Origin of the sequence: Microbacterium sp. 4NA327F11 (assembly GCF_005503465.1) — a bacterium.
Taxonomy (GTDB): Bacteria; Actinomycetota; Actinomycetes; order Actinomycetales; family Microbacteriaceae; genus Microbacterium; species Microbacterium ginsengisoli.
Genome location: NZ_SCOB01000031.1, coordinates 1 through 14,855, shown reverse-complemented (window position 1 = coordinate 14,855; position 14,855 = coordinate 1). Strand labels below are relative to the sequence as shown.

General features: G+C 71.3%; 20 protein-coding genes. 8 read left to right on the top strand and 12 right to left on the bottom strand.

The features are described 5' to 3' along the window. Both FFS51_RS13660 and tal read left to right on the top strand, forming a co-directional pair. The coding region (locus tag FFS51_RS13660; RefSeq protein WP_283205741.1) for a transketolase-like TK C-terminal-containing protein at window positions 1–555 on the top strand (555 nt) is incomplete at its 5' end. Next, on the top strand, window positions 552–1,664 hold the full coding sequence (gene tal / locus FFS51_RS13655; RefSeq protein WP_056518782.1) for a transaldolase: 1,113 nt from the start codon (window positions 552–554) through the stop codon (window positions 1,662–1,664). The genes FFS51_RS13660 and tal, both read left to right, overlap by 4 nt. A gap of 85 nt (window positions 1,665–1,749) precedes the next feature. Here the strand turns inward: tal and FFS51_RS13650 are convergent, their stop codons facing one another. Next, the gene (locus tag FFS51_RS13650) at window positions 1,750–2,643 is read right to left on the bottom strand and encodes an EamA family transporter (protein WP_045247013.1); all 894 of its coding nucleotides are present in this window, start codon (window positions 2,641–2,643) and stop codon (window positions 1,750–1,752) included. Between the two features lie 105 nt (window positions 2,644–2,748). Between FFS51_RS13650 and FFS51_RS13645 the strand changes: the two genes are divergently transcribed. Both FFS51_RS13645 and FFS51_RS13640 read left to right on the top strand, forming a co-directional pair. After that, the gene (locus tag FFS51_RS13645; protein ID WP_056518784.1) at window positions 2,749–3,054 is read left to right on the top strand and encodes a DUF2470 domain-containing protein; all 306 of its coding nucleotides are present in this window, start codon (window positions 2,749–2,751) and stop codon (window positions 3,052–3,054) included. Window positions 3,055–3,131: 77 nt separating this feature from the next. Beyond that, window positions 3,132–3,785 (top strand): biliverdin-producing heme oxygenase, encoded by a 654-nt coding sequence (locus FFS51_RS13640; RefSeq protein ID WP_056518786.1) that lies wholly within the window; start codon window positions 3,132–3,134, stop codon window positions 3,783–3,785. Window positions 3,786–3,808: 23 nt separating this feature from the next. On the opposite strand, the gene FFS51_RS13635 is transcribed toward FFS51_RS13640, so the two are convergent. Continuing rightward, window positions 3,809–5,155 (bottom strand): ATP-dependent DNA helicase, encoded by a 1,347-nt coding sequence (locus FFS51_RS13635; protein ID WP_045247016.1) that lies wholly within the window; start codon window positions 5,153–5,155, stop codon window positions 3,809–3,811. Between the two features lie 85 nt (window positions 5,156–5,240). On the opposite strand from FFS51_RS13635, the gene FFS51_RS13630 reads away from it, so the two are divergent. Next, on the top strand, window positions 5,241–6,314 hold the full coding sequence (locus tag FFS51_RS13630) for a hypothetical protein (protein ID WP_056207431.1): 1,074 nt from the start codon (window positions 5,241–5,243) through the stop codon (window positions 6,312–6,314). Between the two features lie 34 nt (window positions 6,315–6,348). Here FFS51_RS13630 and FFS51_RS13625 read toward each other — a convergent pair whose 3' ends face one another. Further along, entirely contained in the window at window positions 6,349–7,974 is a 1,626-nt protein-coding gene (locus tag FFS51_RS13625; RefSeq protein ID WP_137878665.1) for a cytochrome c oxidase assembly protein, read from the bottom strand. A 74-nt stretch (window positions 7,975–8,048) separates the two neighbouring features. On the opposite strand from FFS51_RS13625, the gene FFS51_RS13620 reads away from it, so the two are divergent. Beyond that, entirely contained in the window at window positions 8,049–9,179 is a 1,131-nt protein-coding gene (locus FFS51_RS13620) for a TDT family transporter (RefSeq protein WP_056207326.1), read from the top strand. 87 nt (window positions 9,180–9,266) lie between these two features. Here the strand turns inward: FFS51_RS13620 and FFS51_RS13615 are convergent, their stop codons facing one another. Together FFS51_RS13615 and FFS51_RS13610 are read right to left on the bottom strand one after the other, a co-directional pair. Continuing rightward, on the bottom strand, window positions 9,267–9,554 hold the full coding sequence (locus tag FFS51_RS13615) for an HU family DNA-binding protein (protein WP_045247020.1): 288 nt from the start codon (window positions 9,552–9,554) through the stop codon (window positions 9,267–9,269). Window positions 9,555–9,596: 42 nt separating this feature from the next. Continuing rightward, window positions 9,597–10,319, bottom strand: coding sequence for a TetR/AcrR family transcriptional regulator (locus FFS51_RS13610; protein ID WP_082486265.1), 723 nt, complete (start codon window positions 10,317–10,319; stop codon window positions 9,597–9,599). Window positions 10,320–10,423: 104 nt separating this feature from the next. Here FFS51_RS13610 and FFS51_RS13605 point away from each other — a divergent pair, with 104 nt between their 5' ends. Next, the gene (locus FFS51_RS13605) at window positions 10,424–11,242 is read left to right on the top strand and encodes an alpha/beta hydrolase (RefSeq protein ID WP_056518788.1); all 819 of its coding nucleotides are present in this window, start codon (window positions 10,424–10,426) and stop codon (window positions 11,240–11,242) included. Window positions 11,243–11,320: 78 nt separating this feature from the next. On the opposite strand, the gene FFS51_RS13600 is transcribed toward FFS51_RS13605, so the two are convergent. Then, a complete protein-coding gene (locus FFS51_RS13600) occupies window positions 11,321–11,989 on the bottom strand; it encodes a Type 1 glutamine amidotransferase-like domain-containing protein (protein WP_045247022.1) in 669 nt (222 codons plus the stop codon). 196 nt (window positions 11,990–12,185) lie between these two features. On the opposite strand from FFS51_RS13600, the gene FFS51_RS14770 reads away from it, so the two are divergent. Next, complete coding sequence (locus FFS51_RS14770) at window positions 12,186–12,350, top strand: hypothetical protein (RefSeq protein ID WP_048809196.1); 165 nt, start codon at window positions 12,186–12,188, stop codon at window positions 12,348–12,350. A gap of 61 nt (window positions 12,351–12,411) precedes the next feature. Here FFS51_RS14770 and rpsN read toward each other — a convergent pair whose 3' ends face one another. From rpsN to FFS51_RS13570, 6 genes are all read right to left on the bottom strand, one after another. Beyond that, window positions 12,412–12,717, bottom strand: coding sequence for a 30S ribosomal protein S14 (gene rpsN, locus FFS51_RS13595; protein ID WP_056207333.1), 306 nt, complete (start codon window positions 12,715–12,717; stop codon window positions 12,412–12,414). 3 nt (window positions 12,718–12,720) lie between these two features. After that, entirely contained in the window at window positions 12,721–12,891 is a 171-nt protein-coding gene (rpmG, locus tag FFS51_RS13590) for a 50S ribosomal protein L33 (RefSeq protein WP_045247024.1), read from the bottom strand. Then, window positions 12,891–13,127 (bottom strand): 50S ribosomal protein L28, encoded by a 237-nt coding sequence (gene rpmB, locus FFS51_RS13585; RefSeq protein ID WP_045247025.1) that lies wholly within the window; start codon window positions 13,125–13,127, stop codon window positions 12,891–12,893. The genes rpmG and rpmB overlap by 1 nt, the downstream gene beginning before the upstream one ends. A 139-nt stretch (window positions 13,128–13,266) precedes the next feature. Next, on the bottom strand, window positions 13,267–13,989 hold the full coding sequence (locus tag FFS51_RS13580; protein WP_056207336.1) for a DNA-3-methyladenine glycosylase: 723 nt from the start codon (window positions 13,987–13,989) through the stop codon (window positions 13,267–13,269). Further along, on the bottom strand, window positions 13,986–14,660 hold the full coding sequence (locus tag FFS51_RS13575) for a hypothetical protein (protein ID WP_137878664.1): 675 nt from the start codon (window positions 14,658–14,660) through the stop codon (window positions 13,986–13,988). Before FFS51_RS13575 ends, FFS51_RS13580 begins: the two co-directional genes overlap by 4 nt. A gap of 77 nt (window positions 14,661–14,737) precedes the next feature. Continuing rightward, on the bottom strand, window positions 14,738–14,855 hold a 118-nt coding region (locus FFS51_RS13570), incomplete at its 5' end, for an integrase core domain-containing protein (RefSeq protein WP_137878663.1).

Below are 14,855 nucleotides of genomic sequence, written 5' to 3'. Positions count from 1 at the left end.
TTCACCCTCGTCCGCCCCGCCGACGCCAACGAAACCGCCACCGCCTGGCTCGAACTCCTCACCCGCCACACCGGGCCCGCCGGCATCGCCCTCTCCCGCCAGAACCTCCCCGTCCTGCCCCGAGAGATCGATGGATTCGCCGGGGCGGAGGGCGTCAGGAAGGGCGCCTATGTGTTGGTGGATGCGGAGGACGGCACCCCCGACGTGATCTTGATCGCGACGGGTTCCGAAGTGCACCTGGCCGTCGAGGCTCGCACGCGTCTCGCGGCCGAAGGAGTGCAGGCCCGCGTCATCTCCGCCCCCAGCCTCGAATGGTTCGCCGAACAAGACGACACCTACCGCGAGTCCGTACTCCCCTCGACGATCAAGGCCCGGGTCTCGGTCGAGGCGGGCTCGACGCTCGGCTGGCACCGGATCGTCGGCGACGCGGGCCGCGTCATCGGCATCGATCACTTCGGCGCCTCGGCGTCGGCCGGCGAGCTGCAGCGCCGCTTCGGCTTCACCGTCGACGCGGTCGTCGCGGCGGCGCACGAGACGATCGAGGCGACAGCGTGAGCACGCCGACGGCCGCCCTCGCCGCGGCGGGCGTGAGCATCTGGCTCGACGATCTCTCCCGCGAGCGCATCGAGTCCGGCGAGCTCGCCGAACTCGTGCGCACCCGCAACGTCACGGGAGTGACGACCAACCCGTCGATCTTCCAGGCGGCCATCACCCGCGGTGCGGGGTACGGGCCGGCACTCGCGCGGGAAGCCGCGGCCGCGGCATCCGTCGATGAGGCCATCCTCCGCATCACGACCGACGACGTGCGCGACGCCTGCGATGTGCTGCGGGAGGTCTACGACGCGACGGGCGGCGTCGACGGACGCGTCTCGATCGAGGTCTCCCCCGAGCTCGCCCACGACACCGAGGGCACCATCGCGCAGGCCTTCGCCCTGCACGCCGCGGTGGCGAGGCCCAACGTGCTGATCAAGATCCCCGCGACCCGCGCGGGACTTCCGGCGATCACCGCCGTGGTGGCGGCCGGGGTGTCGGTGAACGTGACGCTCATCTTCAGCCTCGAGCGCTATACCGAGGTCATCGACGCCTACCTCGCCGGCCTCGAGCAGGCGCGCGCGAACCGCCTCGACCTGACCACGATCCACTCCGTGGCCTCGTTCTTCATCTCGCGCGTGGACACGGAGGTCGACGCCCGGCTCGCGGCGATCGGCACCGACGCGGCACTCGCCCTGCGCGGCCAGGCGGCGCTCGCGAACGCCCGCCTCGCGTACAACCTGTACGAGCAGCGGTTCGAGGAGCCCCGGGTACGGGCGCTGCTCGCCGCCGGGGCGAACCGTCAGCGGCCGCTCTGGGCGTCGACCGGCGTGAAGGACCCGTCCTTCCCCGACACCCGCTATGTCACCGAGCTGGTCGCGCGCGGCACCGTCAACACGATGCCGGCCGCCACCCTCGAGGCGACCTTCGACCATGCGATCATCACGGGCGACACGGTCACCGCCCGCGATGCCGACGCCCGGGCCGTTCTCGACGCCCTCGCGGCGGCGGGGGTCGACTTCGGCGATGTCACGCGGCTGCTCGAAGAGCGCGGAGTCGCGGCGTTCGTCGATTCGTGGGCCGATCTGACGTCAACGGTCGCGGCCGCACTCGCCCCGGCGCTCACGCACTGAGCCCGACCCGGCCGCACGACCCCGGAAGGCGCGCACAGTCGACCGAATCGACAGGCACTCGACGCGGGCCGATTCGAGCCGGTAGTCAGGCCTGCGGCGGCAGCGCGCCGTCAGGCAGCGCCCGCACGGTGCGCGGGCGCGCGCCGGCGAGCACGGCGCCCGCGCTCGCGATCACGACGAGCGCGATGCCCGCGATCTCGAGCAGGGCGAGATGCTGTCCGAGAAGCAGGAATCCCGCCACCGAGGCGGTCGCCGGGCCGAGACTCATCAGCACCGCGAAGACGGATGCCGCGACCCGCCGCAGCGCGAACAGTTCGAGGGCGTACGGGATGGTCGACGACAGCAGCGCGACGGCCGCCCCGAGGCCGAGCAGCTCAGGTCGCACGAGGGCGGAGCCCGCGTCGACGATGCCGAACGGCAGCGAGACCACCGCGCCCGCCGCCATCGCGATCGCGAGGCCGTCGAGTCGGGCGAAGAGCCGCCCCACCCGTGCGGAGGCGAGGATGTAGAAAGCCCAGCTGGCGGCCGCGGCGAGTGCGAACACGACCCCGAGCAGGTCGAGTCGATCCCAGCCGCCCCCGCCCAGGGCCGCCACTCCGAGGGCGGCGATTCCCGCCCAGACGAGGGCGCTCGCACGGCGGGCGACGATGATCGACAGGGTCAGCGGGCCGAGCACCTCGATCGTGACCGTCACACCGAGGGGCAGACGCTCGAGGGCGAGGTAGAACAGACCGTTCATGAGTGCGAGCACGAGCCCGAACGCGAGGGCCGAGAGCCAGGCGTCTCGCGAGAGCCCGCGCAGGCGCGGGCGGGCGATCGCGAGAAGCACGAGCGCCGAGAACACGAGTCTCAGCATCACCATGCCGAGAGGCCCGACAGCGGGGAAGAGCAGCACGGCGATCGACGCGCCGACCTCCTGACAGGCCAGACCGATCAGCACGAGACCGATCGCGCCGTAGCTGCTGCGGGCAGGGGACATCGCACTCTTCCAACCGTCGGGGAACATTCCGATCAAAGCATGTCCTCCCGACATCGCCGTGCGGGGGTGACGTACGAGGTCGCCGGCCGTGCGTAGGGTGGAGGCATGCCCCACCTCTTCGACGCCGACGCCCTCGCAGGCGTCCTCGGTCACATGAACTCCGATCACGCCGACGACAACCTGCTCATCGCGCGCGCGTTCGGTGACGCTGACGCTGTCGGCGCAGTGATGATCGGGTTCGACGGCTCGGCCGGCGAGTGGAGCTACACGACCTCGACCGGTGAGGAGACGCTGCAGGTGCCCTGGCCGGGAGGCGAGATCACCGAACGGCGAGAGGTGCGCCGCGAGATCGTGGCGCTCTACGACGCGGCCTGCCGGCGCCTGGGCGTCGAGCCGCGTCCGCACGAGTGACCTCCGAGGAACCCGCGCAAAGGCTCTGACGCAACGCGAAGGTTAGGTTCCGCTTACCTGAAGGTATAGTGGGCGACATGACGACGCCCATCCCCTTCTCCACCGCCCTGCGCGAGCGCTCCAGCGGCGCGCACTCCGGCAGCGAGAGCGCCGGGTTCATGGCCGATCTCCTCAAGGGGGAGGGCACGCGCGAGGACTACGTTGCTCTCGTCGCCCAGCACTGGTTCATCTACGAGGCGCTCGAAGGGGCGGCGGATCGCATGCGCCGCGACCCCGTGGCATCCGTCTTCATCAGCGACAAGCTCACGCGCCTGCCGGCCCTCGAGGCCGACCTCGCGTTCCTCATCGGCGACGACTGGACGCAGCGCATCACCCCGCTGCCGACGACCGAGCGCTACGTCGCCCGCATCCGTCAGGTCGGCGCCACGTGGGCGGGCGGCTTCGTCGCCCACCACTACACGCGCTACCTCGGCGACCTGTCGGGCGGACTGTTCATCGGCAAGCTGATGGCGCGCCGGTTCGGGTTCGAGACCAACGGCATCGGGTTCTACATCTTCGGCGACATCGCGGACCCCAAGGCGTTCAAGGACGTCTACCGCGAGCAGCTCGACGCCGCCCCGTGGGACGAGGCCGAGAAGCAGCGGGTGATCGACGAGGTGCTGCTCGCCTACCGGTTCAACACCGAGCTGTTCGACGACCTCGCCCGCGCGAAGGCGGATGCCGCGGCCTGACCGCCCCGCGCATCGGCGCCGCGTCAGCGGGCCGCGGCCATGAAGCGCGCGACGTCGGGATCGACCCGGATGTCGCTCGGGCGCAGCGGCCGGCGGAGGTACAGCCCGTCGATGGAGGTCAGCCGCGACAGGGCCACGTACGTCTGCCCGGGCGCGAACGCCCCCGAGCCGAGGTCGATGACCGCCCGGTCGTAGCTCTTGCCCTGCGACTTGTGGATCGTGACGGCCCACGCGAGCCGCAGCGGGAACTGGGTGAACTCGGCGACGACGTCCCGCGTGAGCTGACGGGTGGTCGCGTGGTACGCGTAGCGGTAGCGCTCCCAGACCGCCGGTTCGACGTCGTGCTCCTCGCCGTCGACGCTCACCCGCACCTTGTCTCCCGTGATGCGGGTGACGGTGCCGATCGTGCCGTTCACCCAACGGGGCGGCTCGCCGTAGCCGGCGGTGTCGTTGCGCAGGAACATCACCTGCGCGCCGATCTTCAGCTGCAGCTCGACATCGGCGGGGTACGCGTCACCGCGGCCGAAGTCGCCGTTGATCTCCGCGACGGCGGTCTGCGATCGCCCGATGAGGGCGTCGAGGTGGCGTTTGTTGATCGCATTGACCGCGTCGTTGCGGGTCGCGAGGGTGATGATCGGCTGCTCGCCGTCGACCGGCTCGGGCGGTGTGCGGGCCCCGTGGCCGTTGAGCACTCCGGCCATGTCGGCCGTCACGCGACCATGGCGCACGGCGTCGAGGAGCGCCTTGAACGCCGGGTCGGACTGTCGATGGATGTCGCGCAGCTCCCGGATGTGCAGGGTCGCGCCGTGGCGTCCGAGGTCGATGATGCCCGCGGCATCCGGTGTCTCTCCGGCCCAGACGTGCGCGTCGAAGAACCAGTGCGACCGGTAGTGGTCGTGGAGGTAGCGCAGCTCGTCGCCACGCGGCGGCACCGGGGCGAGCTGGTAGGGATCGCCGAACATGACGACCTGCACGCCGCCGAAGGGCTCCGCGCGGCGGCCCCGGGCCTGACGCAGCGCCCGGTCGATGCCGTCCATGAGGTCGGCGCTGACCATCGACACCTCGTCGATGACGAGCATGTCGAGGGCGCCGAGCAGCTTGCGGGTCGCCTCGGGCTGGGTGAGCTCGGTGTTGGCGATGAGGCCGATCGGCAGCCGCAGCAGCGAGTGGATGGTCTGCCCGCCGACGTTGAGTGCGGCGACCCCCGTCGGCGCGCAGACGGCGACGCGCTTGGCGGTGTGCTCGACGAGGTGGCGCAGCAGCGTCGACTTGCCGGTGCCCGCTCGACCCGTCACGAAGACGTTGTCGCGCGTGCCCTCGATGAGCTCGTAGACCTCCGTCTGCTCGCTCGAGAGGGGGGTCGTCTGCACCCGTCCATGCTAGGTGCGCGGGCGCCCCGCGAGCCGTGGGGGCGTTTCCCGGGTGGCGGCGCGGCCCGGTTCCTACACTGTGAAGGTGACTGTCGCCGAGCCGGATGCCGCCACCCCCCGGGTGCGTCGGCGTCGGCCGTTGTGGGTCGATCTCACATCGATCGCGCTCGTGACCGCGCTGCTGCTCGCGGGTCTCGGCGTCGGATCCGCGGCGCTCTACCGCCAGTTGTACAGCCCGACGGCGTTCGTGCTGCACTATCTGTCCCTCCTGTCGGATGGGCGGGCCGGCGACGCGCTCGCGGTCCCGGGCGTGGCGCTCACCCCCGATCAGCTGTCCGCCGCCGGGCTGCCGTCGACGGCCTCGTCCGCACTGCTGCGATCGACCGCGCTCGGCCAGCTCTCCGATGTGAACGTCGTGTCGGAGTCGTCCGAAGGCGCCGTCACGACCGTCACCGTCTCGTACTCCGCCGGCGGTCACTCGGGCACCACCGCGTTCCGCGTCGCACCCGGCGGGCAGCTCGGTGTGCTCCCCACCTGGCGCTTCGCCACGAGTCCGCTCGCGGTCATGTCGCTCACCGCGCTCGGCACGATGCAGTTCGGCGTCAACGGATTCGTGGTCGACAAGCGGCAGGTCTCGCCCGACGGCGAGAACGTGAAGCCGACCGAGCCGATCGCGATGCTGGTCTTCTCCCCCGCCCTCTACGCGATCCGCATCGACACCGACATCTCCTCCTCGAGCGGGACGGCGGTGCTGACGAACGCGCCGGGCGTCGACATCCCGGTCACCGTTCAGGCGCAGCCGACGGCGCAGTTCACCTCGGTCGTGCAGCAGCGGGTGAACGAGTTCCTCTCGCAGTGCGCGACCCAGCAGGTGCTGCAGCCCACCGGATGCCCGTTCGGCTATGTCGTGCGCAACCGCGTCGAGGGCACTCCGACGTGGTCAATCACGCAGCAGCCGACGATCCAGGTCGTTCCCGACGGCAACGGCTGGCGCATCCCCGACACCGCCGCGGTCGCCCACATCCAGGTGACGGTGCAGTCGCTCTACGACGGGTCGGTGCGACGGGTCAGCGACGACGTCCCCTTCACGGTGAACGCCGGAATCACCGTCAACCCCGACGAGACGGTCGCGATCTCGATCGGCGGCGGAACGAACTGACCTGCCGGATGCCGCGACTTCCCGCGCCGGACGATCAGGCGTCGCGGTCGGGGTGCCGGCGGGCGGCGGCGAGCGCCGCGTCGTACGCGTCGAGCTCGGCGTCGCGCTCGCGGCGCGCAAGACGGCGGGACGCGGCATCCGCGGGTCTGGGGGTGCGCGCGACCATGACGGCGAGAGCGAGCAGTGGCACGAGACCGCACCCCGCGACGACGACTCCCGCCCGGCGCTGGTCATCGAGGGGCTCCGCGCCCCAGGCGGGGGCGAGGGCGCCGAACCAGTCCGCGACCCACAACGACGCGGTCGAGACGAGCACGGCGGCGAGGGCGATGACGGCCGCCGCGACCAGCACGATCGCGAGCGCCCGCGCCGCCGTCGCGGTGCGCGGCACGACGACCGCCCGGACGAACAGCAGACCGGCCGCCGCGGCGACGCCGATCGCGAGGTCGGTGCCGATGCGGTGGCTCAGCGTCCAGCGCAGCACGTCGGTCGCTGTCGCGAGCCAGAGCACGGCGATGAGCAGCAGCGCCGCGACGACGGGGGAACGCAGCGCCCGCGGCGGTGCGAGCGGGGCGAGCGGGGCGGATGTCTCGGCGCCGGCGGTGCGCGCAGCGCGGGGCGGCGTCGCCCACGCGACGAGCACGGGCACGGCGAGTGCGACGATCAGCAGTTGCGCGAGCCGGGCGCTCAACAGCACGTCGGCGTAGACGGCGAGTCCGCCGCACGTCGCCCACAGGAACAGCACGACCGCGACCATTCCTGCGCCGAGACGCGCGGGCGAGCGCCGGGCGCCCGCGACCGCGGCTCGGCGGCGCACGACGAGCCACGCGATTCCCGCTGCGGCGACGGTGAGCCAGAGCGGGTCGAGCGCGACACCGAGCAGCAGCGATCCGATCGTGGGCACCGGGGGCAGCGGCATCCCGGTGAGCACCTCGGCGGGGGTCGCGTCGGCCGGCGGCGCGACGGGCTGCGTGCCGATGCCGACCGCCGCCCCGAATCCGAGCAGCGCGGCGAGCGCGACCAGCGCGATCACGAGAGGTACCGGAGCGCGCGAGGCCGAGACGACGGCCGCTCCCACGACGATCCCGGCGCCGACGGTCGAGACGGTGAGCATCAGCAGAGCCAGGCCCGCGGCCGGGCGCGGCGACGCGCCGGCGGCGAGCGCCGCCAGCGGCACCACTGCGAGCGCTGCCAGCACCGCGAGCACTCGGACGGCCCGCACCGTGCGCACCGACACCAGCAGCACGGCGATGAGCGCCGCCAGCACCGTCGTCACGAGCCAGAGTCGTCCCGTCGACGTTCCCGTGACGAAGCCCGCCACCTCGGCGCCGAATGCGGGATCGAGACCGGGTGTGAGGTCGAGCAGCGACACGGCGGTGAGGACGGTCGCTGCGGCGGCGGCCAGGGCGAACACCGCGGCCGCACCGGCAGCGACCGCCACGAGACGCCCGAACGCGGCGCGGGCGACGGTTCCGCCGGCGACGGCGAGCACGAGACATCCGATCGTCGTCGCCACCCCGAGCCGCACCAGCACCTCGGCGAGCGGCAGGAGCCAGCCGACCAATCGGCCGGGCGCCGACAGACCGGCCGTCACCAGCGCCGTGGCGAGCGCTACGACGGCAAGGAGCACAGGGGCTCCGATCCGCCAGGCGCGCGCAGTCACGCGGTCCAGCCTAGGCGGGGGCCGGGTGGCATTCCCGTGCGCGCGACCATAGCCGGACGCGCCACGATAGAGGGATGTCGCACCCCACCGCCACCGCGCCCGCGCGACGCCGCTGGCTGCAGGCCATCGATCGCCCTCGGGACGTCGTCGCGTACATCACGCCGAACTGGTTCGCCTCGGTCATGGGGACCGGCATCGTCGCGAACGCTGCCGTCGCCCTCCCCGTGCAGGTGCCCGGCCAGCGCACCTTCGCACTCGTGGTGTGGCTGCTCGCATCCGCCATGTTCCTCGCGCTGATCGTCGCGACCGCGCTGCACTGGATCTGGTTCGGCGGCGTCGCCCGCGGTCACCACAGCAATGCCACGATGGCTCACTTCTACGGCGCACCGGCCATGGCGGCACTGACCGTCGGACTCGGCACGCTGGTCGTGGGCGTGGACATCCTCGGTGAGCCCGTGGCGGTCGCGATCGACGCCGTGCTGTGGACCGTCGGCACGGTGCTCGGCCTGATCGCCGCCGTCACGATCCCCTACCTGACTTTCACCCGCCACGACGTGCGGGAGGACAGCGCGTTCGGCGGATGGCTCATGCCCATCGTCCCGCCCATGGTGTCGGCGGCGACCGGCGCGGCCCTGCTACCGCACATCCCCGCGGGCCAGCTGCGGCTCGACTTCCTGCTCGCCTGCTACGCGATGACCGGCATGACCGGCATCGCGGCGCTCATCATCCTCACCCAGCTGTGGGGGCGCCTCGCCCGCCACGAGGTCGGGGCCGTCGCGATGGTGCCGACCTTGTGGATCGTTCTCGGACCGCTCGGTCAGTCGATCACCGCGGCGAACAACCTGGGTGCCGATGCGCACCTCGCCGCTCCGCCCGACCTGGCATCGGCGTTCTCCGCCGCGGGCGTCGTGTTCGGCGTGCCCGTGCTCGGCTTCGCCCTGCTGTGGGGTGCCCTGGTCGTCGCCCTGACGATCCGCGCCGCGCGCGCCCACCTGCCGTTCACTCTCACCTGGTGGTCGTTCACGTTCCCCGTCGGCACGTGCGTGACGGGGTCCGCCGCCCTCGCCGTGCACACCGGCTCGCAGGCACTCGCGGCGCTGTCCGCGGTGCTGTTCGTGGGGCTCCTCGTCGCGTGGGTCACCGTCGCCGCGCGCACCCTGCACGGAGTATTACGCACGGGTCGCCTACTGCTGCCGCCGGCCTGACGTCGCCGCGACGCCACCGCGAACGAAGCCGGACACGACGAAGGGGGGATGCCACGTGGCATCCCCCCTTCGCGGAGTCGAGAAGACTTACTTGACGGCAGCCTTCAGCTTCGAGCCCGCGGTCACCTTGACGCGCTTGCCCGCGGCGATCTTGATCTCGGCGCCGGTCTGGGGGTTGCGACCGGTGCGAGCGGCGGTCTCGACCTGCTCGAAGGCGATCCAACCGGGGATCGAGACCTTCGCGCCCTTGGCGACGCTCTCGGCGACCGTGGCGAACAGGGAGTCGAGCACACCCGAGACCGTGGCCTGGCTCTGACCCGTTGCGCTCGCGATGCTCGCGACGAGTTCGGTCTTGGTGATGGACTTGTCGGCCATGTGGTTCCTCCAGGCGCCGAAGCGCCTCTTGTCTGGGTCCGGTCACCCGAGGGTGCCCGGTGTGGTCGGGTTCGACCGTGCTCGAATATACCCACTTTCCGCGTGATTCCGCGGATTTTCCGCACTTTGACGGATCGGTGGCGGCGTGTCACGAGGCGCATGACGCTCGTGGGGCTGCTGTGACTGCTGATCAGGCCGGTGCGCGCGGATCACCTCGTGCGCGGTGCGCGCGAAGTCAGGCGTGACGAGGCCAGGACCGTCGAGATACCCGCCGACGAGCGCAGCATCCCGCAGGAGGACGAGGGAGGCCGCCACCTCGCGCGGACGGACGAGGCCGGCTGCGCCAGCGAGGTCGGCGAGGGTGGTGCGGAACCACGACCGGTGCTCGTCGATCAGGCGGCGCACAGGTCCTTCCTCGGGGTACTCCGCCGCGGCGTTGATGAACGGACATCCGCGCGTGTGCCGCAGGCGCACGTCGTCGGCGATCCCGCCGACCACGAGGTCGAGGAGGATCCCCGGGTCATCGGACGCGGTCGCCGCCTCGGCGAAGAGCGCCCGCAGCTGCGCGTCCTCCCCTTCGAGGTAGGCCAGGACGAGGCCCTCCTTGCCGGCGAACTGCTTGTAGAGGGTCGCGCGGGTCACCGACGCGTGCTCGATGATGCGATCGACGCCGACCGCATGGATCCCCTCGGAGTAGAACAGCGTCGTCGCCGCCTCCAGCAGGCGGGTCCGAGCCGAGGGGCGGTCCGCTGTTGCAGCGCTCATGTGATCCTCCGCGATCCATCGTGCCAGCCGGCGGCGGAATCGCTTGAATAGATAGAACGTTCGGTCTACTCTGATTCTACGCCACCCCCCACGAGGAGCAACCGATGACCGACACGACCACACCGCCCGTCCTGCTCATCCACGGACTGTGGATGACCCCACTGAGCTGGCACACGTGGGCGGGCCGATTCCGCGACGCCGGGCATGAGGTCATCGTGCCCGGCTGGCCCGGGATCGATGACCGCTCCGTCGCCGACATCCGGCGCGATCCCGCCGCCCTGCGCGGCATCGGCATCCGGCAGATCGTCGACCACTACGACGCGATCATCCGGGCACTCCCGGTGAAGCCCATCATCATGGGCCACTCATTCGGCGGCCTCTTCACGCAGATGCTCGCCGACCGCGGACTGGGCGCCGCGTACGTCGCCGTCACGCCCGGGCAGCCCGCCGGCATCACGACACTGCCGGCGTCGACACTGTGGACGGGCACCCCGATCCTGTCCAACCCGTTCGGTCGCAACGGCGCCTCGCCGCTGTCCAAGGGCCACTTCCACTTCACCTTCGGCAACGACCTCGACCGCGCCGCATCCGATGACCTCTGGGAGCAGTTCGCCGTGCCGTCGTACAACAGGGTGTTCTTCGAAGGGGTTGCGGCGGCCTTCTCCGAGAAGAAGGGCGCGAGCCACGTCGACTACGCCCGCACCGACCGCGCTCCCCTGCTGGTGATCACCGGGTCGCGGGACCACGTGGTGCCCCCGGCGATCGGGCGCGCGATCGTGAAGAAGTACCGCTCGTCGGGGAGTCCCGCCGTGGTCGATTACCGCGAGTACGAGGGGCGCACCCACCGCATCGTGAGCCAGGAGGGATGGGAGGAGGTCGCGGACGACTCGCTGGCGTGGGCCGTCACGCACGCACGTGGCTGAGCCCGCGGGCGCCGGGCCGCGGCTGCGCCCCGGCGCTGCGCCGCGCCCGGTCGACGATCGGCCGATGCGCGGCTGTGGCTACGACGCCGGGCCGAGGGTGAACCACTCGCCCTCGGAGATCACCGACACCTCGCCGTCGACGACCGAGATCGCGGACTCGTCGTCGAGCACGTACGCGGGCAGCTCGAGCGTCGCCGCCCATTTCTGGGCGGCCTCCCTCGTGTTCGTGGGGAAGACGTCAAGGTGCGGGAAGATCGCGAAGTCGACGAGGCCGAGGGTCGTGTCATCCGGCGCCTGCGCCCAGGCGATGAACTCCCGACCGATGCGCGGCGTCATGACCATGCTGCCCGCGCTGACGCCCACCCACACCGTGTCGTGCAGTTCGGGGAGGAGCTCGAGCAGGCCGGACTCCCGCATCCAGTGCGCGAGGAAGGTGGCGTCGCCGCCGTCGACGAGCAGCACGTCCGCGGCGCGCACCCACTCCTGCCAGCGCTCGACGCCGATCGACGGAAGGTAGGCGAGTTCGAGCACGCCGAGCGTGCGCCACGGCATCGACGTCATGCCGCCCCACGGCGGGAGGCCGGTGATGAATCCACGCACCGACTCGGGCCCGCACATCGTGTGGCCCCACTGCGCGGTGGGAATGCAGAGAGCGGATGCCTCAGCCACCGGCTTGCCCACCATGTCGACCAGGGCGCGCTCGATGCTGTCGTTGCGGATCCCGCCCGACGTCAGCAACAGCTTCATGGAGCCTCCCGGGGTCGATGCGGCGCGCGTACGCCGCTGCCCTCGACCTTAGGACCCCGGGACGGCCGGGACGAGGCCCGCTGTGGATACGCCGGGGACAACGGCTCCGCTCTTCGCCGCGCCCTGCCGTTCTGCCACACTCGGTGCACCGAGCCCCCGACCCGCCGGCGACAGCCGGCACGATCCGAGGAGCACCATGGCACGCCACGACCGCCCGTCCGCCCGCACCGAGACCCTGCCGCCCGACCCCTTCGAGGGAAGCGTCTCGTCGGCGGAGTCGCACACGCACACCGACCCGCACGACGAGCTGCTGCGCACGCTGCCCTACCCGAACTGGCTCGGCGCCGGTCTCATCTGCTGACGTCCCCGCGAACGACGAAGCCCCCGAGGTCTCCCTCGGGGGCTTCGTGCGAATCGGCTGCTTACCAGCTCGACTTGGTCACACCGGGCAGCTCGCCACGGTGGGCCATGTCGCGGAAGCGCACACGCGAGATGCCGAACTTCGTCAGCACACCGCGGGGGCGACCGTCGATGACGTCGCGCGAACGCAGACGCACCGGCGAGGCGTTGCGGGGCAGCTTCTGCAGGCCGACGCGGGCGGCCTCACGCTGCTCGTCGGTCGACGTCGGGTCGACGAGCGCCTTCTTCAGCTCGGCACGCTTCGCGGCGTAGCGCTCGACGACGACCTTGCGCTGCTCGTTACGAGCGATCTTGCTCTTCTTGGCCATGGGTCAGCGCTCCTCTCGGAACTCGACGTGCTTGCGCACGATGGGGTCGTACTTCTTCAGCACGATGCGGTCGGGGTTGTTGCGGCGGTTCTTGCGCGTCACGTAGGTATATCCCGTGCCGGCGGTCGAACGCAGCTTGATGATCGGACGGATGTCCTGGGCCTTCTTCGCCATTAGAGCTTCACACCCTTCGCGAGGAGGTCCTTGACGACCGACTCGATGCCGCGGGCGTCGATCACCTTGATGCCCTTGGCGGACACCGTGAGGGTGACCTTACGACCGAGCGACGGAACGTAGTAGGTCTTCTTCTGCACGTTCGGGTCGAAGCGGCGCTTCGTCCGGCGGTGCGAGTGCGAGATGTTGTGACCGAAGCCGGGAACCGCTCCAGTCACCTGGCACACTGCGGCCATGGTGAGTCTCCTTCTGTACCGTGGCACCGGACGGTGCCACCCAAGATCCCTTGTCTGCACCCAGCCGGACACCCGCCATCTCTGGCGCGGGTCGCGGGGAGGGTACGAGCTGCGTGCTGGAGTGCGCGCAGACAAAAGGTCAGTCTAGCACGCGCGGCGTGTCGCCTTGACGGGCCGGTTCGTGCGGATGCCGCGGCCCGGCGCCACGACCCCAGCGGAACACCGAGACCGTCGGCTCGGTCGGCAGCCAGAACCGCCACGGGTAGAGGTCGGTGCCGGCAGGTCCCGCCACCCCGACCCGCGGGCCGCTCGCGACCGGCGCCAGCGGCCGCTCCGGCAGCAGCAGACGTGCGCGGGCACCGCCGCGCGGCTGCGCCGTCAGTGCGTCGAGGCCGTCGTGAATCGGATGCCGCAGCCCGGCCGCCTTCGCGAGGCGCCCCGGACCACGGGCGAGCTCCCGCGCCGCGACGGGCGCGCCTGCACTGCCGAGCCGGCGACGGGAGGCGGCATCCGCCCCGCTGACCACCTCGCCCGCACGCAGCAGCACCGCACCTGCGACCCCCTCGGGGCCGCACACCACGTTGACGCACGAGTGGATGCCGTGGCTGAGGTAGACGTAGAGGAGTCCAGCGCGTCCCCACATCGTCGCGTTGCGCGCGGTCGGTCCGCTGCGGGCGTGGGACGCCGGATCGGGAACGTCACCGGTGCCGAGGCCGTGGTAGGCCTCGACCTCGGTGATGCGCACGGCGACCGTCTCACCCCCGACACCGACGTGGAGAACCGCACCGAGCAGTCGGGGCGCGACCTCGAGCGGGAGGCCGGCGAGGTCCGAGGGCGTCGCCGGGCGCAGCCCGTCGCTCACTCGATCGGCACCTGACACCACGAGATGTCGAACGCCGACAGCTTCGACACCTCCTTGCCGGTGTCGAGGTCGATGATGTGCGTCTCGACCGTGCCGGGCACCGGGTACTCGTAGGTGGTCACGTACGGGTTCTGTGCGACGTTGGGTGCGATGAGCACCGCGGCGTAGCGAGCGCTCGGCGACGTGCAGACCTGCAGCACCGCGTCGGTGGCCGCGGAGGTGTACACCACAGATGACGTGCCGTTGGCGAGCACCCGGTAGATCTCGGTGCCGGTGGTGGCGCCGTTCGTGACCTGCGCGTACTGCCGGAGCGTCGTCGTGGCGGTGAGCGGCGTCACGGTGCCGGCGAAGCCGGCGACGTTGGGCGGGTCGGTGAGCAGGGTCTGCGCCCCGCTCGTGAGGTCGATCGAGTATGTGCCGTCGGGTCGCTCGATGATCGCCGACGTGCTGCCGCGGGCGATGCCGTCGATGCTCGCCGCGCTGCCCAGGTCGACGGGGTCCTTGCCCGCCGAGGAGGCGAGCAACAGCCGGCCGTCGAAGGTGAGCACCAGGATGTTGTCGGTGCCGGGCACGAACCGCCACTGCGCGACGCTCGGAGACACCCCGCTCAGCGCGATCCGCGTGGGCGGGGCGGCGGCGTCCTGCAGCGCCAGCGAATCGGTGTACAGCACGCTCGCGTCCCCCGAGGTCTTCGAGACGTTCGCGTCGGTGAAGGTGTATCCGATGACCTCGCCGCGGTCGGCGACGCCTAGATGTACTTCCCCGTGACGTTGTGAACGCGGGCTGAGGGGGTCTGGCCGCCGATCCCGGTGTGGGGTCTGTGGTGATTGTAGTGATGCAGCCAGGTCTCGTATGCCGCGGCTCGC

What these genes read in the sequence shown, in the direction of transcription:
- rpmG (WP_045247024.1), bottom strand. Translation starts at nt 12,891, where the DNA reads ATGGCGAAGAAGGCCCAGGACATCCGTCCGATCATCAAGCTGCGTTCG.
- FFS51_RS13640 (WP_056518786.1), top strand. Translation starts at nt 3,132, where the DNA reads ATGACGACGCCCATCCCCTTCTCCACCGCCCTGCGCGAGCGCTCCAGC.
- FFS51_RS13615 (WP_045247020.1), bottom strand. Translation starts at nt 9,554, where the DNA reads ATGGCCGACAAGTCCATCACCAAGACCGAACTCGTCGCGAGCATCGCG.
- FFS51_RS13645 (WP_056518784.1), top strand. Translation starts at nt 2,749, where the DNA reads ATGCCCCACCTCTTCGACGCCGACGCCCTCGCAGGCGTCCTCGGTCAC.
- FFS51_RS13600 (WP_045247022.1), bottom strand. Translation starts at nt 11,989, where the DNA reads ATGAAGCTGTTGCTGACGTCGGGCGGGATCCGCAACGACAGCATCGAG.
- rpsN (WP_056207333.1), bottom strand. Translation starts at nt 12,717, where the DNA reads ATGGCCAAGAAGAGCAAGATCGCTCGTAACGAGCAGCGCAAGGTCGTC.
- FFS51_RS13650 (WP_045247013.1), bottom strand. Translation starts at nt 2,643, where the DNA reads ATGTCCCCTGCCCGCAGCAGCTACGGCGCGATCGGTCTCGTGCTGATC.
- rpmB (WP_045247025.1), bottom strand. Translation starts at nt 13,127, where the DNA reads ATGGCCGCAGTGTGCCAGGTGACTGGAGCGGTTCCCGGCTTCGGTCAC.
- FFS51_RS13610 (WP_082486265.1), bottom strand. Translation starts at nt 10,319, where the DNA reads ATGAGCGCTGCAACAGCGGACCGCCCCTCGGCTCGGACCCGCCTGCTG.
- FFS51_RS14770 (WP_048809196.1), top strand. Translation starts at nt 12,186, where the DNA reads ATGGCACGCCACGACCGCCCGTCCGCCCGCACCGAGACCCTGCCGCCC.
- FFS51_RS13605 (WP_056518788.1), top strand. Translation starts at nt 10,424, where the DNA reads ATGACCGACACGACCACACCGCCCGTCCTGCTCATCCACGGACTGTGG.
- FFS51_RS13620 (WP_056207326.1), top strand. Translation starts at nt 8,049, where the DNA reads ATGTCGCACCCCACCGCCACCGCGCCCGCGCGACGCCGCTGGCTGCAG.